Source organism: Cellulomonas sp. NTE-D12, assembly GCF_027923705.1.
GTDB lineage: Bacteria > Actinomycetota > Actinomycetes > Actinomycetales > Cellulomonadaceae > Cellulomonas.
Genome location: NZ_AP026442.1, coordinates 1417602 through 1431776 on the forward strand (window position 1 = coordinate 1417602; position 14175 = coordinate 1431776).

15 protein-coding genes are annotated in these 14175 nt (G+C 73.5%); 9 read left to right on the forward strand and 6 right to left on the reverse strand.

Features of this window, described 5'->3' with window-relative positions:
- Nucleotides 1-24 precede the first annotated feature (24 nt).
- Nucleotides 25-1122, reverse strand: a complete 1098-nt coding sequence (locus QMF98_RS06565) for an alpha/beta hydrolase (protein WP_337975210.1) — start codon at nucleotides 1120-1122, stop codon at nucleotides 25-27.
- Nucleotide 1123: 1 nt separating this feature from the next.
- Nucleotides 1124-1681, reverse strand: a complete 558-nt coding sequence (locus QMF98_RS06570; protein ID WP_291762103.1) for a CGNR zinc finger domain-containing protein — start codon at nucleotides 1679-1681, stop codon at nucleotides 1124-1126.
- Between the two features lie 117 nt (nucleotides 1682-1798).
- Here QMF98_RS06570 and QMF98_RS06575 point away from each other — a divergent pair, with 117 nt between their 5' ends.
- The 3 genes from QMF98_RS06575 to cofE all read left to right on the forward strand — a co-directional run bounded on the left by QMF98_RS06575 (nucleotide 1799) and on the right by cofE (nucleotide 4694).
- Nucleotides 1799-2785 carry an EamA family transporter gene (locus tag QMF98_RS06575; protein ID WP_337975211.1) on the forward strand — a complete coding sequence of 329 codons (987 nt, stop codon included), beginning with the start codon at nucleotides 1799-1801 and terminating at the stop codon, nucleotides 2783-2785.
- Between the two features lie 71 nt (nucleotides 2786-2856).
- A complete protein-coding gene (locus QMF98_RS06580; protein ID WP_337975212.1) occupies nucleotides 2857-3870 on the forward strand; it encodes a TIGR03557 family F420-dependent LLM class oxidoreductase in 1014 nt (337 codons plus the stop codon).
- A complete protein-coding gene (gene cofE, locus QMF98_RS06585) occupies nucleotides 3867-4694 on the forward strand; it encodes a coenzyme F420-0:L-glutamate ligase (protein WP_337975213.1) in 828 nt (275 codons plus the stop codon). Before QMF98_RS06580 ends, cofE begins: the two co-directional genes overlap by 4 nt.
- A 56-nt stretch (nucleotides 4695-4750) precedes the next feature.
- On the opposite strand, the gene QMF98_RS06590 is transcribed toward cofE, so the two are convergent.
- Genes QMF98_RS06590 through QMF98_RS06600 form a run of 3 tightly spaced genes read right to left on the reverse strand, consistent with a single transcriptional unit; the run spans nucleotide 4751 to nucleotide 6379 of the window.
- Nucleotides 4751-5137, reverse strand: a complete 387-nt coding sequence (locus tag QMF98_RS06590; protein ID WP_337975214.1) for a YbjQ family protein — start codon at nucleotides 5135-5137, stop codon at nucleotides 4751-4753.
- 45 nt (nucleotides 5138-5182) lie between these two features.
- Nucleotides 5183-5758 carry an HhH-GPD-type base excision DNA repair protein gene (locus tag QMF98_RS06595; RefSeq protein WP_337975215.1) on the reverse strand — a complete coding sequence of 192 codons (576 nt, stop codon included), beginning with the start codon at nucleotides 5756-5758 and terminating at the stop codon, nucleotides 5183-5185.
- A gap of 57 nt (nucleotides 5759-5815) precedes the next feature.
- The gene (locus QMF98_RS06600; RefSeq protein WP_348773401.1) at nucleotides 5816-6379 is read right to left on the reverse strand and encodes a MarR family winged helix-turn-helix transcriptional regulator; all 564 of its coding nucleotides are present in this window, start codon (nucleotides 6377-6379) and stop codon (nucleotides 5816-5818) included.
- Nucleotides 6380-6423: 44 nt separating this feature from the next.
- Here QMF98_RS06600 and QMF98_RS06605 point away from each other — a divergent pair, with 44 nt between their 5' ends.
- Nucleotides 6424-7080: an NADPH-dependent F420 reductase gene (locus QMF98_RS06605; protein ID WP_337975216.1), complete on the forward strand. Its 657-nt coding sequence runs from the start codon at nucleotides 6424-6426 to the stop codon at nucleotides 7078-7080.
- 165 nt (nucleotides 7081-7245) lie between these two features.
- A complete protein-coding gene (locus tag QMF98_RS06610; protein ID WP_337975217.1) occupies nucleotides 7246-9921 on the forward strand; it encodes a phosphoenolpyruvate carboxylase in 2676 nt (891 codons plus the stop codon).
- On the opposite strand, the gene QMF98_RS06615 is transcribed toward QMF98_RS06610, so the two are convergent.
- Nucleotides 9884-10414: an NUDIX domain-containing protein gene (locus tag QMF98_RS06615; protein WP_291762114.1), complete on the reverse strand. Its 531-nt coding sequence runs from the start codon at nucleotides 10412-10414 to the stop codon at nucleotides 9884-9886. The two genes, QMF98_RS06610 and QMF98_RS06615, sit on opposite strands and share 38 nt — an antisense overlap.
- A 95-nt stretch (nucleotides 10415-10509) precedes the next feature.
- Between QMF98_RS06615 and QMF98_RS06620 the strand changes: the two genes are divergently transcribed.
- From QMF98_RS06620 to QMF98_RS06635, 4 genes are all read left to right on the forward strand, one after another.
- Nucleotides 10510-11556, forward strand: coding sequence for a sigma-70 family RNA polymerase sigma factor (locus tag QMF98_RS06620; RefSeq protein ID WP_337975218.1), 1047 nt, complete (start codon nucleotides 10510-10512; stop codon nucleotides 11554-11556).
- 72 nt (nucleotides 11557-11628) lie between these two features.
- Nucleotides 11629-12261 (forward strand): CYTH domain-containing protein, encoded by a 633-nt coding sequence (locus QMF98_RS06625; protein WP_337975219.1) that lies wholly within the window; start codon nucleotides 11629-11631, stop codon nucleotides 12259-12261.
- A gap of 40 nt (nucleotides 12262-12301) precedes the next feature.
- Entirely contained in the window at nucleotides 12302-13294 is a 993-nt protein-coding gene (locus tag QMF98_RS06630; protein ID WP_490715652.1) for a VOC family protein, read from the forward strand.
- Nucleotides 13295-13331: 37 nt separating this feature from the next.
- Nucleotides 13332-14132 carry an LLM class F420-dependent oxidoreductase gene (locus QMF98_RS06635; protein ID WP_337975220.1) on the forward strand — a complete coding sequence of 267 codons (801 nt, stop codon included), beginning with the start codon at nucleotides 13332-13334 and terminating at the stop codon, nucleotides 14130-14132.
- Nucleotides 14133-14175 lie beyond the last annotated feature (43 nt).

The window sequence follows — 14175 nt, forward strand, 5'->3', positions numbered from 1 at the left end:
GGTGCTGCGCACGGCCGATGGGCGTCAGCGGGGCTGGTGAGCGGTGAGCCAGTCGAAGGCGGGAGCGGCCATCTCGCCCCAGACGGACCAGTTGTGGCCACCCTTGCTCAGCACCTGCACGTCGACGGAGACGCCGGTACCGGCAGCGGCCTTCAGTGCCTGTGCGTCCTTCACCGTCGCACCGTCCTGGGCGGTGGCCGACAGCAGCAGGTCGACGGGTGGGTTGACGCCATGAGCAGCCAAGGTGCGCAGGTCGGCGGCCGTGCGGTCCGCCGGGGTGGCGGTCAGGGCCGGAGAGTCCGGTGCGTCGCTGCCGGACATGCTGATCGCCGTGCCGAACCGGCTGGGTTCCGTCAGCAGCAGGCGTGCGGCGCAGTAGCCCCCGCTCGACAGTCCGACGGCCGTCCATCGTGCGGCCGGATCGGCGTCGAACTCCCGCACCATCAGCTCGCGGACGTCCCGGGTGAGCCAGGTCGCGACCTGGGGGCCGCCGACGACGTCGGCGCAGTCCCAGTTCTTGCCGCCGACGTTGGTCGTCGCGGCCACGACGATGGTCGGCGGCAGCGTGCCGGCCTGCATGCGGGCCGCCACCTCGGACGCCAGGTGCAGGCCGATGATCGCGTCGACCGGGTTCCCCGGGTACCCGGCGAGGCCGAGGATCACCCGGTACCGCGGGTGACGTGCGGGATCCCAGCCCGGGGGCAGCGCGACGACCACGTCGCCCTCGACGCCGGACGCGGTCCCGGTGAGGTGCCCGCGGACGAAGCCGTCAGCGGAGCGGGCGAACCCCTCCGGCAGCGCCGCCGCGGTGCCGGACGGCGCGGCGGACGGCCCCGCAGCACCGTGCTCCGCGGGGGAGAGCGCCGCCCCGGCGGCGTCCGCGGGGCCGAGCGCGCCCCGCAGGTCGCTCCACGAGGTGAAGAACTGGTTGACGTGGTTGATCGCCGCCGCCGCGGTCGCCACCGCGAGCAGCTGGCACAGCAGCAGGAGCCCGATCCGCTGCAGCGTGCGCAGCGGCCGCGTGCCCCGCACCCGGTTCCACAGCAGGACCGCGGCCGCCATCGCCGCGAGCAGCAGCACCGCGACAGCGACCACCACCGTCAGACCGTCCGGCCTGCTCATGTCACACGGGGTCCGCGGCTGCTCGGCGGGCGCGGTAGGCGGCGACGTGGGCGCGGTTGGCGCAGTTGTTCACGTCGCAGAACCGCCGGGACCGGTTGCGCGACAGGTCGACGAGCACCGCCTGGCAGTCCGGCGCCTCGCAGAGCGCCATCCGGGCGTACTCGTCCGACCGGATCACGTCCACGACGGCCATCGCGGCCTCGACCATGATCCGCACCGGCAGCGGGGCCTCCATGTCGGTGGCGTGCAGGTGCCAGTCCCAGCCGTCGTGGCGGACGAGGTAGGGCAGGGCGCCGGCCTCGCGCAGCATCTCGTTGACGAGCCCCGCCGCCTCGTCGCGGTCGACCTCCCACAGACGGTGCAGGCGTTCCCGCACGGTGCGCACCGCGGCGACCTCGTCGTCGTCCCTGTCGTGGCGGCCGGCGTAGCCGAAGTCCGCATAGAAGCGGTCGAGGTCGGCCACGGACGTCAGGGTGTCGACGCCGTCCCGGCGCAGGCCCGTGTTGACGAGCCAGGCGGCCGCGGTGAGCGACACCTCGGTGTCAGGGGCGAACGTCACTTTGACTCCTGTCGGCGTGTCTGGGTACTGTCACGAGCATAAATCGCGTTCACCCCTGACATCGGGGCGTTGGAGGGGGTAGTCGTGCGTACTGCGGGGTCCCGCGGCGGTGGCGTCGTGGCCGGGCTCGTCGCGGCCGCCGCGTTCGCGACCTCGGGGCCGGTGGCCAAGCCGTTGCTCGAGGCGGGGTGGACGCCGGGCGGCGCGATCCTGTTCCGCCTCTCGTTCGGCGCGCTGCTCCTGGTCGGCCCCGCGCTGTGGGCGCTGCGCGGCCGGTACCGCCTGCTGGTGACGGAGCGCCGCACCCTGCTGCTGTTCGGCCTCGTCGGCGTCGCCGGGTCGACCTCCCTGTACTACCTCGCCGTCGACCGGCTGCCGATCGCCGTCGCCCTGCTCGTCGAGTACACGGCGCCGCTGCTGCTGCTCGGCTGGGCGTGGGCCCGGACCCGCCGCACGCCCTCCCGGCTCACGCTGGTCGGCGCCGCGCTCGCGATGGGCGGGCTGGTGCTGGTGCTCGACCTGACGGGCAGCATCCACCTCGACCCGGTAGGCCTGCTGTTCGCGTTCGCCGCCGCGGTGGGGAACGCCGCGTACTTCGCGATGACGGCACGCCCGTCGCCGCTGCCGCCCGTGGCGGTGGCCGGCTCGGGGCTCGTGGTCGGCGCCCTGGTGATCGGGCTGCTGCTGGTGGTCGGGGTGCTCCCGCTCCGCACTCCCGCGGTGCCGGTGCACGTCGCCGGCACCACCACGTCGTGGCTGGTGCTCGCCCTGGTGCTCGGAGCGCTCCCCACGGCATTCGCCTACGGCGTCAGCACGGTCTCGGTGCGCATCCTCGGGGAGCGCACGGCGTCGTTCCTCGCCCTCGCCGAGGTGCTGTTCGCCGTGGTGCTCGCCTGGGCGCTGCTCGGCGAGGCCCCGGCCGGCGTGCAGCTGGTCGGCGCGGTGCTGGTGGTGGGCGGCGTGGCGCTGGTCCGCCGTGGTGCGACGGACGAGTCGGCGGGCCTGCTGGTCGAGCCGGCGGCCGCCGACGTCCTGGTGCTTCACACGTCGGACGCGCCGCTGCCGGACGCAGACCTGCGGGAGCCGCAGCCGCTGGCTGTCTGACAGGGGCGTCCTAGGCTCGTCGTCGTGCGCGCGGGACGACCTGGCCTCCGCGCCGGGCGGACGGAGACGATGTGGCAGTGACGGCGAACGGGCTGACGGTCGGCTACGCGGCGAGCCTCGAGCAGTTCCACCCGACCGAGGCGGTCGAGCTGTCGGCGGTCGCCGAGCAGCACGGGTTCTCCGGGGTGATGGCGGCGGACCACTTCCAGCCGTGGGTACCCGCCCAGGGACAGTCGGCCTTCGTCTGGAACGTGCTGACGGCCGTCGGCGAGCGGACGACCGGTGACTTCGGCCCCGGTGTGACGGCGCCGACCTTCCGCTGGCACCCGGCGATGGTCGCTCAGGCATCGGCCACGCTCGCCGCCATGTACCCCGGTCGGCACTGGTTGGGCCTCGGCTCCGGCGAGGCACTGAACGAGCACGTCATCGCCGGGTACTGGCCCGAGGCGCCCGAGCGGATCAACCGGATGTTCGAGGCGATCGAGATCATCCGCAAGCTCTTCACGTCCTCGCTTGCGGGCAAGGACACCAAGCACGCCGGGGCGTTCTACAAGCTCGAGTCGACGCGCCTGTGGACCATGCCGGAGGTGCCGCCGGAGATCCTGGTCGCAACCGCCGGTCCGGTCACGGCCAAGCGCGCCGGCCGGCACGCGGACGGGCTGATCACCGTCGGTGCGCCCCTGGAGAAGATCGGCGGCCTGTTCACCCGGTTCGCCGAGGGCGCGCGCGAGGCCGGCAAGGACCCGGACGCGATGCCGAAGGTGCTGCAGCTGCACCTGTCCTGGGCGGCGACGGACGAGGAGGCGATGGCCAACGCGATGCACGAGTGGCCCAACGGCGGGATGAAGTTCCCCAAGGGTGACGTCCGCTCGCCGTTCGACTTCGAGCAGATGGCCCGGATGGTGCGACCGGAGGACTTCGCCGGCCGGATGGTGGTCTCGGCCGACCCGGACGTGCACAGGGCCGAGATCCAGCGGTACGTCGACCTCGGGTTCGACCGGATCTACCTGCACAACGTCGGGCGCAACCAGCGGGAGTGGCTCGAGGTGTTCGGGCGGGACGTGCTGCCGGCGCTGAGCCGATGACGGGTGCCGACCGGGAACCGTCCGAGCTGCGGGTCTGGGCACCGGGCGGTGTCGGCGAGGTGCGCCCCGGCGACGACCTCGTCACCCTCCTGCTCGACGCGCTCGCGGCCGACGCCGACCCGGACCACCGTCCGGCCGACGGCGACGTCCTGGTGCTGACCAGCAAGGTGGTGTCCAAGGCCGAGGGGCGGGTGGTCGCGGCCGAGGACCGTGAGCAGGCGATCACCGACGAGACCGTGCGGGTGGTCGCGACGCGAGAGCACGCCGCCGGGGTGACGCGGATCGTGGAGAACCGGCTGGGGCTCGTGATGGCCGCCGCCGGGGTGGACGCCTCGAACACCCCGGCCGGCACCGTGCTGCTGCTGCCGCTCGACCCCGATGCCTCCGCGCGGGCCTTCCGGGACGGCGTCACCGCGAGGTTCGGGGTGACGGTCGGCGTGATCGTCAGCGACACCGCCGGTCGGCCGTGGCGCGACGGCGTGGTGGACATCGCCATCGGCGTCGCCGGTCTGGCGCCCCTCGAGGACCTGCGGGGGCAGGCGGACAGCTTCGGGCGACCGCTGACGATGACGGTGACGGCGGTGGCCGACGAGCTGGCAGCCGCGGCCGAGCTGGTCAAGGGCAAGGCGTCCGGCCGGCCGCTCGCCGTGGTGCGCGGGGCAGGCCGGTGGGTCACCGCGGAGCACGGGCCCGGTGCGCGTCCGTTGCAGCGGACGGGGCCCGACGACATGTTCCGGCTCGGTACCGCCGAGGCCTACGAGGAGGGCTTCGCCGCGGGACGGGCCGCCGCCGGTGGCACGCCCGAGGGACGCACGCAGGCGTAGCCGGCGGCCCGACGCGCGCCGGCGGTCAGGCCCGAGGTTCAGGCCCGAGGCTGCGGTCAGACCCCGGCGCCCGGAGTGCCCGTCGCGAACTGCACCGACTGCGGCGTAGCACCCGGCTCACCGGCCGCGATCGGCTCGACGACGGCGGCGGTGCCGTACGCGCACACCTCGCTGAACTGCCCGATCGAGTCGGTGTCGAACCGCATCGCCAGGATCGCGTTGGCGCCGCGCTGCTCCGCCTCGGTCACCATCCGGCGCATCACCTCGTGCCGGCTCTCGTACATGATCTTGGTGTACTCGGGGATCTCCCCGCCGCCGATTGCGCGGAAGCCGGCGGTGAAGCTGGCGCCGATGTTGGTGGAGCGGACGGTCAGACCCATCACCTCGCCGAGGACGGCGAGGACGCGGTAGCCGGGCAGGTCGTTGGAGGTGACGACGATCATGGCGGCGATCCTGCCAGCGACACCGGCCCCGCGGGAGCGGTCGAGTCAGCCGCCGGCGGCCTTGAGCGCCGCCTTGTAGGCCCGCTTCGCCTCGCGGACGGACGCCAGGCTCTCCGGGCCGGTGATGTCCGCGATGGAGCGCAGGACGCCCTCCTCGCCGTAGGGGCCGGCGGCCTCGCGCCACCCCGGCAGGTCGACGCCGCGGCGCTTGGCCAGCATGGCGAGGAAGACCTGCGCCTTCTGCTTGCCGAAGCCCGGCAGCGCCGTCAGCCGGCGCAGGACCGTGGCGGCATCCGGGTCGCCGTCGGTCCACAGCCGCGTCGTGTCGCCTTCGTACTCGTCGACGACGGTGCGGGCGACCGACTGGATGCGACCGGCCATGGCGCGTGGGTACCGGTGCACGGCCGGAGGGGTCGCGGCCAGCTCCTCGAACGCGGCCGGGTCCGCCTCGGCGATCCGGTGCACGTCGAACCCACCCATCCGGTCGGCGAGCTTGCGCGGGCCCGCGAAGGCGGCCTCCATGGTCATCTGCTGGTCGAGCAGCATGCCGATCAGCAGGGCGAACGGGTTCTCGTCGAGGAGCCGGTCGGCCGACTCGTCACCGGTGAGCCAGAAGGTCATGGGCCCATGGTGGCGACACCAGGCCCTCACCGGGAGTACGTCCCGCTGTCGGCCCCCTCAGCGGTTGCGGCGGAGCAGCCGGTCCTCGGGGTCGAGCCGCGTGAGCAGGGCCGAGGTGATCGCCTCGAGCTGAGCCACCTGCTCGTCCGTCAGGACGTCGATGACCAGCTCGCGCGCGGTGCGGACGTGCCCCGGCGCCGTCCGGACCAACGTGTCCCAGCCCAGGTCGGTCAGGTGCGCGTTGGTGGCGCGGGCATCCCCGGGACACGGGAGGCGTTCGACCAGCCCGCGGACCTCGAGCCGCTTCACCACGTGCGACAGCCGGGGGAGGGTGGCACTGGTCCGCTGCGCGAGCCCGGTCATCCGTAGCGTCCGCTCCGGCGCCTCGGACAGCATCGCCAGCACCTGGTAGTCGAAGTGCGTGAGGTCGGCGTCGCGCTGAAGCTGGGAGTCGAGGCGAGCCGGCAGCAGCTCCGCGACGGAGATCAGGCCGACCCAGGCGCGCAGCTGGTCCGGGGTGAGCCACGGCACGTCCTGCTGGTCGGCGGACGCGGCGACGTCGCAGGCGCGCCCCGCCGCGGCCACCGCAGCGGCCGGCTCGTCATAGGTCGAGGTCGTCATGCGACCAGACTACGGCATCAGTTGACACGTCAACCATTTCGAGTATGTTGGTTGTACCGACAAACTTCTGGAGGGTCAGCATGAGCACGGTCACCGTCATCGGGACAGGCAACATGGGAACGCAGATCGCCGGGCTCGCCGCCAAGGGCGGCGCCACGGTCCAGGTGCTCGACCGGCACGTGGAGAAGGCCGAGGCGCTCGCAGCGAGCATCGCGGGCACGCCGGGCGCCGTGGGCGAGCCGATCACCGGCGACATCGTCGTGCTGGCGGTCCCGTACCCCGCCGTCGCGGAGCTGGTCGGCACCTACGGCAGCCAGCTGGCCGGACGCACCGTCGTCGACATCACCAACCCGGTCGACTTCGCCACCTTCGACTCGCTCGTGGTGCCCGCGGGCTCCTCGGCGACCGAGCAGATCGCCGCGCAGCTGCCGTCGTCCGCGGTGCTCAAGGCGTTCAACACGAACTTCGCGGGCACGCTGGCCTCGGGGACCGTCGGGGCGCTCCCGACGACGGTCCTCGTCGCCGGGGACGACGCCGCCGCGAAGGCGGCCTTCACCGAGGTCTTCGGCTCCGCGATCACGGTCGTGGACGCCGGTTCCGTGCGCCGAGCGCACGAGCTGGAGGCCCTGGGCTTCCTGCAGATGACGCTCGCGGCCGCGGAGAAGATCGCCTGGACCGGCGGTTTCGCCACGGTCCGCTGACCCACGGCGCCGGTGCACGCACTCGCTGTCCACCGGTGCGGCACGACGCGGCGCCCGTCCGGTCTCGGCCGGTACGTGGCGCCGCGTCGTCGTATCCACGCGGGCCGTGCCTCACGTCGCGGACAGGTACGGCAGTCATGGGACCTTGGCCCTACGGTTGGCCCCGTGACGTCATCCGAGAGCACCCCTGAGGCCGTTCGAGGCCTGGCCCGGCACGAGGTCCCGGAGCCGCTACGGACGGATGTCCGGCTGCTCGGGGAGCTGCTGGGACGTGTGCTGCGCGAGGCCGGCGGCGACGAGCTGTTCGAGGACGTCGAGCGCCTGCGGGAGCTGGCGATCCGCGCCCACGACGACCCCGAGTCGGACGCCCTCGCCCAGGCCGAGGCGCTGGTCGAGGGCTTCGACCTGACCCGTGCCGAGCACGTGGCCAGGGCGTTCACCTGCTACTTCCACCTGGCGAACCTCGCCGAGGAGTACCACCGGGTGCGCGTGCTGCGGGAGCGGGAGTCGCAGATCGCGGCCGACGAGCTCGCGCCCGACGACTCCCTCGGGTCGGCGTATGCCCAGCTGGCTGCCGAGGTGGGACCGGATGAGGCGCGCGCCCGCCTGGGGGCCGTCGAGTTCCGTCCGGTGTTCACCGCCCACCCGACCGAAGCCCGGCGCCGCGCCGTCGCCCGGTCGATCCGGCGGATCGCCGACCTGGTCGCCGAGCGGGACGCGCTGAACATCGGCGGGACGACCCTCGCGGAGAACGAGCGCCGGCTGCTGTCGGAGATCGACACGCTCTGGCGCACCTCGCCGCTGCGCGCCGAGAAGCCGACCGTGCTCGACGAGGTCGCCACGGTGCTCAACATCTTCGACACCACCTTGTTCGACGTGCTGCCGGCCGTGTATCGCCGGCTGGACGACTGGCTGCTCGGGGACGCGGCCGGCACCACGGCTCCGGTGGTCCAGCCGTGGTCGCACCCCGGCAGCTGGATCGGTGGTGACCGCGACGGCAACCCGAACGTGACGGCCGAGGTGACGCGAGCCGCCGCGGTGCTCGCGTCCGAGCACGCGCTGACCGCACTCGAGGCGTCCGCCCGCCGTACCGCCGAGGCGTTGACGCTGGACGCCGACGGCACGCCACCCTCGGCGGGCCTGCTGGCGCTGTGGCAGCGGCAGCGGTCCCTGTCCGACTCGCTGACGGCGGCGGTCGCCGCCGAGTCGCCGAACGAGCCGCACCGCAGGGTGCTGCGCCTGATCGCCGAGCGGATCGCCGCGACGCGTCGGCGGGACGCCGACCTGGCCTACCCCGACGCCGCGGCCCTCGAGGCCGACCTGCTGGTGCTGCAGCGGTCCCTCGCGGAGGCGGGGGCCGTCCGCGCGGCCTACGGAGACCTGCAGCGCCTCGTGTGGCAGGTGCGGACCTTCGGCTTCCACATGGCCGAGCTGGAGGTGCGCCAGCACTCCCAGGTGCACGCCGAGGCCCTGGCGGACATCGCCGAGCACGGGCTCGGTGGCGAGCTGGCGCCCCGGACGGTCGAGGTGCTCGACACCTTCCGTGCGATCGGCAGCGTGCAGCGCCGGTTCGGGCTCGCGGCGGTGCGCCGGTTCATCGTGTCGTTCACGCAGTCCGCCGAGCACCTCGCCGCGGTGTACCGGCTGGCGGAGCTCGCGTTCGACGGTGCCGACGACGCGCCGGTGATCGACGCGATCCCGCTGTTCGAGACCTTCGCGGACCTGCAGGCGAGCGTCGACATCCTCGAGGAGTCGCTGGCAATCCCGCAGGTGCAGCACCGCCTGGAGCAGACCGGGCGGCACCTCGAGGTGATGCTCGGGTACTCGGACTCGTCGAAGGACGTCGGGCCGGTCTCGGCCACGCTCGCGCTGGACGACGCGCAGCGGCGGATCACCGCGTGGGCGCGCGAGCACGACATCCGGCTGACCCTGTTCCACGGTCGCGGTGGTGCTCTCGGCCGCGGCGGCGGCCCGGCGAACCGCGCCCTGCTGGCCCAGCCACCGGGGAGCGTCGACGGTCGTTTCAAGCTGACCGAGCAGGGTGAGGTGATCTTCGCCCGCTACGGCGACCCGACGATCGCCGCCCGGCACATCGAGCAGGTCACCGCGGCGACCCTGCTCGCCGGCGCGCCCTCCGTCGAGCGGCGCACGGCCGAGGCGGCCGAGCGTTTCGGCGACCTCGCGGCGCGCCTCGACGTCGCCTCGCGCCAGCGGTTCCACGCCCTGGTCCGGGCCGAGGGCTTCCCGCAGTGGTTCGCCGAGGTGACCCCGCTGGAGGAGGTCGGCCTGCTGCCGATCGGCTCCCGGCCGGCGCGACGCGGCCTGTCGGTGTCGTCCCTCGACGACCTGCGCGCGATCCCGTGGGTCTTCTCCTGGTCGCAGGCCCGGATCAACCTCGCCGGCTGGTACGGCCTGGGCACGGCGCTCGACGCCGTCGGCGACGTCGACCTGCTGCGCAGCGCGTACGCCGACTGGCCGCTCTTCGCCACCGTGATCGACAACGTCGAGATGTCGCTCGCGAAGACGGACGAGCGCATCGCGGCTCGCTACCTCGGCCTCGGCGAGCGCGCCGACCTCGCCGCGCTGGTGCTGGAGGAGATGGCGCTCACGCGGAAGTGGGTCCTGGCGATCACGGACTCCGAGGTGATGCTGTCTCGCCGGCGGATCCTCGGCCGCGCCGTCGCGCTGCGCAGCCCCTACGTCGACGCCCTGTCGTTGCTCCAGCTGCGCGCGCTGCGTGCGCTGCGGACCGGTGAGTCCCAGGAGAGCGTCGAGGACCTGCGCCGGCTGCTGCTGCTCACCGTCAACGGTGTGGCGGCAGGTCTGCAGAACACGGGCTGACCGGCACCGACATCACGGCAGGCAGCGGCTCGCCGTGCGCCAGCGCGTCGAGGACCGTCCGCTCGTGCGGGACGACCGGTTCGGGCAGCGCGTTCAGCGGGTACCAGGCCATGGCGGCGGCACGGTTCGCCTCGCGCAGCTGCGGCTCACCCGTCCAGCGGTCTGCCGCGAAGAAGACGTCGACGCGCTGCTCGACGGCCGGGCCGCCGCGCTCGAACCGGTGCAGCACCGTGAGCGGCTGCAGGTCGTCGATGCGCACCTGGACGCCGGCCTCCTCGGCGGCCTCCCGGCAGGCCGCCTCGTGCACCGACTCGCCCGGGTCCACGTGGCCGGCGAGCGTCGCCCAGTGCTCGTCCCTGTACCCGGTGCCGCGGCGCAGCTGCAGCAGCACCTCGTCGCCCTGCGGTCCCGGGCGACGCAGCACCAGGTACGCCGCGGCGACGAGCAGGGTGCGGCCGGCCAGGTGGTCGTCGTCGGCGTAGCGCTGGGTCACCCGCGCAGTCTGGCACCGGGTCCCTCCGCTGCCTCGGGGAGCGGCTGCCAGGACAGGGCTGCCGCGGTGTCGGAGGTGCGGGTTACCGTCCTGGTGTGACGCAGACCACAGCCGCGGCCGCCGCGTCGTCCGCCGCGCCGGACGACGGCGGCGCACCGGTCGTGCAGGACGGGTTCGACGCTCTCGTCGCGCCGCTGCGCCGCGAGCTGCTCGCCCACTGCTACCGGATGACCGGGTCGCTGCAGGACGCCGAGGACGCCCTGCAGGAGGCCTGGCTGCGGGCGTGGCGCGCGCTGCCGGACTTCGAGGGCAGGTCCTCCCTGCGGACGTGGATGTACCGCATCGCGACGCGCGTCTGCCTGTCGCACCTGGAGGGCAGGGCGCGACGGCCGCTCCCGGTGGGTCTTGGTGGACCGCCGGCGGACCCCGCCGTCGAGCCGCACCAGGACCGCTCGGTGCCGTGGCTGGAACCCCTGCCCGACCGCCTGCTGTGGAGCACTCCGGACGCCGACCCGGCCGACCGGGCGGTGGACGTCGACACCGTGCGCCTGGCCTTCGTGGCGGCTCTGCAGCACCTCACCGCGCAGCAGCGCGCCGTGCTGCTGCTGCGGGACGTGCTGGCCTGGACGGCGGCCGAGGTGGCCCAGGCGCTGCGGCTGTCCGTGGCGGCGGTCAACTCCACGCTGCAGCGGGCGCACGCCCGGATGGCCACGCTCGACGTCCCGCCGGCACCCGCGGAGCTCACGCCCCACCAGCAGCATCTGCTGCGCCGGTACGTGGCGGCCTTCGAGGCGTACGACGTTCCGGCGCTCGTCACGCTGCTCGCGGCGGACATCGTCTGGGAGATGCCGCCGTACCCCGAGTGGTACCAGGGTCCCGACGCGGTCGGGAACCTGATCTGCCGCTGGTGCCCCGCGACCGGCCCCGGCAGCATGCGGCTGCTGGGCACGTCGTCGAACGGGTTGCCGACCTTCGGCCTGTACATGCGGGAGGCGGACGGCCGCCACCACGCCTTCCAGCTGCAGCAGGTGACGGTCGGCCCGGACGGCGTGCAGCGGGTCACCGTCTGGTTCGCGCCCGAGCTGTTCGGGGCGTTCGGCCTGCCCGAGGTCGTGCCGCCGGACGAGGAGGGGCGCCACTAGGCTCAGCGGGTCGGCGCGTGAGCGCACCGCCGTAGGCACGGCCGCCGTGGCGGCCACGGCTCGGGAGGCCCGATGAGCGACTCCGGCGAGGGCGACTTCGAGTTCGAACGGAGGTTCGTCGCGCGGGACGTGCCGGCCGAGCTGCTCGAGTCGACCCCGACGTTGATCGTGCAGAGCTACCTTCTGGCCGCCGACGGCTATGCGGTGCGCGTGCGGGTGCAGGCGCCGGGCGTCCCGGCGGTGCAGGACCCGGGGCTGGACGAGCTCCTGCTGCTCGAGCGGTACGTCGACCGGGTGGAGTTCGCGTCCGTGACGGTGAAGGGCCCGATGGTGGCCGGCACGCGGTACGAGGCCGAGCGGGAGCTCGACCCCCTGATGGGCATCGAGATCGTCCGCCGTGGACCCGCGCGGGTGGCCAAGCTCCGCCACGCCGTCTGGCTCGGTGACGACGGCTGGGTGATCGACGTGTTCACCGGTGCGAACGCCCCCCTGGTGGTCGCGGAGGTGGAGCGAGGGGGACCTGTCACCGACCTGGCCATCCCGTCCTTCTGCGTCACCGAGGTCACCACCGACCACCGCTTCGCGAACGACGCCCTGGCGTCGAGGCCGTTCAGCACCTGGGCGGCAGAGCTCGACGCCGAGCTCGCCGAGCACGGACCCGTCTTCCTCTCCGAGCTGGGCACCAACCGGCGCCTCGAGCCGTGACCGCTTGAAAGTTGATCCTTCAACTATTACAGTGGTTGACATGACAACCACTTCGTCTGCGCCCGGCACCGCTCCTCGACCCGGGGCCGGGGCCCGCACGGCCGTCGCGCCGACGCTCGCGCAGGCTCACGAGTCCATCGCGGCGGGCACCGGCATGGACGCGGTCACGCTGCTCGTCGGGGACCTGGACACCCAGCTGCACTTCTACCGAGACGTCCTGCGCCTCGCGGTGGTCGAGCAGCCGGTCGACCGGCTCGGCACCGGGCCGGCGCAGGTGACGCTGGGCAGGGGGACCACGCCCCTCGTCGTGCTGCGGCACACGCCCGACCTGCCGCCCGCGCGCCGCGGATCGGCCGGCCTGTTCCACACGGCCTTGCTCTTCGACGACCGTGCCGACCTGGCCGAGACGCTGGCCTCGGTCGCACGCCACGCGCCCGGCACCTACACCGGCTCGGCCGACCACCTCGTGTCGTTGGCGTTCTACCTGACCGACCCCGAGGGGAACGGTGTCGAGCTGTACTGGGACCGGCCGCGCGACGAGTGGCGGCACACCGCCGACGGTGGCGTGCTGATGGACTCCCTGCGCCTCGACCCGAACGAGTTCCTGGGTGAGCACCTGGGGGAGGCGCAGCTCGAGCGGCTCGAGCAGGCGGCACCCGACCCGGCTCCGGTCGACGGGGAGACCGTCGTCGGCCACGTGCACCTGTCCGTCGGCGACGTGCCCTCGGGGCGGGCGTTCTACGTGGACGCGCTCGGCTTCGACATCACCGCGCAGTGGCACGGGGCGCTGTTCGTCTCCGCCGGCGGCTATCACCACCATCTGGCGATGAACACGTGGGCGTCGGCCGGCGCGGGACCACGCGCGTCGTCCCTCGGTCTCGGCGAGGTCCGCATCCTGGTGCCGACGGACGACGACCTCGGGGCGCTCGCCGCACGGGTCGCTCGGGCCGGGGTGCGGGGCGAGCACGACGGACAGACGTTGCGTTTAGAGGACCCCTGGCGCAACGTGATCCGGGTCGCGGCCGCAGCCTGAGCAGCACATCTGCACGTCGGGACGTAGCCTGCACGGCGTGACGCATCCCGTACGCATCGGTGTCCAGCTCCAGCCCCAGCACGCCGACTACCCCCAGATCCGCGACGCGGTGCGCCGCGCGGAGGACCTCGGCGTCGACGTGATCTTCAACTGGGACCACTTCTTCCCGCTGTCCGGCGACCCCGACGGCAAGCACTTCGAGTGCTGGACGATGCTGGGCGCCTGGGCCGAGCAGACGAGCCGGGTGCAGCTCGGCGCTCTCGTCACGTGCAACTCGTACCGGAACCCCGAGCTGCTCGCCGACATGGCGCGGACCGTCGACCACATCAGCGGTGGACGGCTGATCCTGGGCATCGGTGCGGGCTGGAAGCAGAAGGACTACGACGAGTTCGGCTACGAGTTCGGCACACCCGGCAGCCGGATCGCGGACCTGGCGCAGGCGCTGCCGCGGATCAAGGCTCGCCTGGCGGTGGGCAACCCGGCGCCGACGCGGGAGATCCCCGTGCTGATCGGCGGGGGCGGGGAGCGCAAGACGCTGCGCGTCGTCGCGCAGCACGCCGACGTGTGGCACTCGTTCGGTGACGTGACCGAGCTGCGGCGCAAGAGCGCGATCCTCGACGAGCACGGCGCCGCCGTCGGGCGGGACACCGCGTCCCTCGTCGAGCGCTCGGTGGGCGTCGGTGCGCCGCCGGAGGCTGTCGCCGACGACCTGCTCGCCGCGGGCGTCACGCTGTTCACGGTGGGGACCGGCGGACCGGACTACGACCTCTCGCTCGCGCAGCAGTGGGTGCGGTGGCGGGACGAGCGGGCGCGGCGCGAGGGGGACGAGGGCAGGTAGCCGGGGCGACAGCCCCGGAGGTCGCCCCGACCGGTGGCGCGCC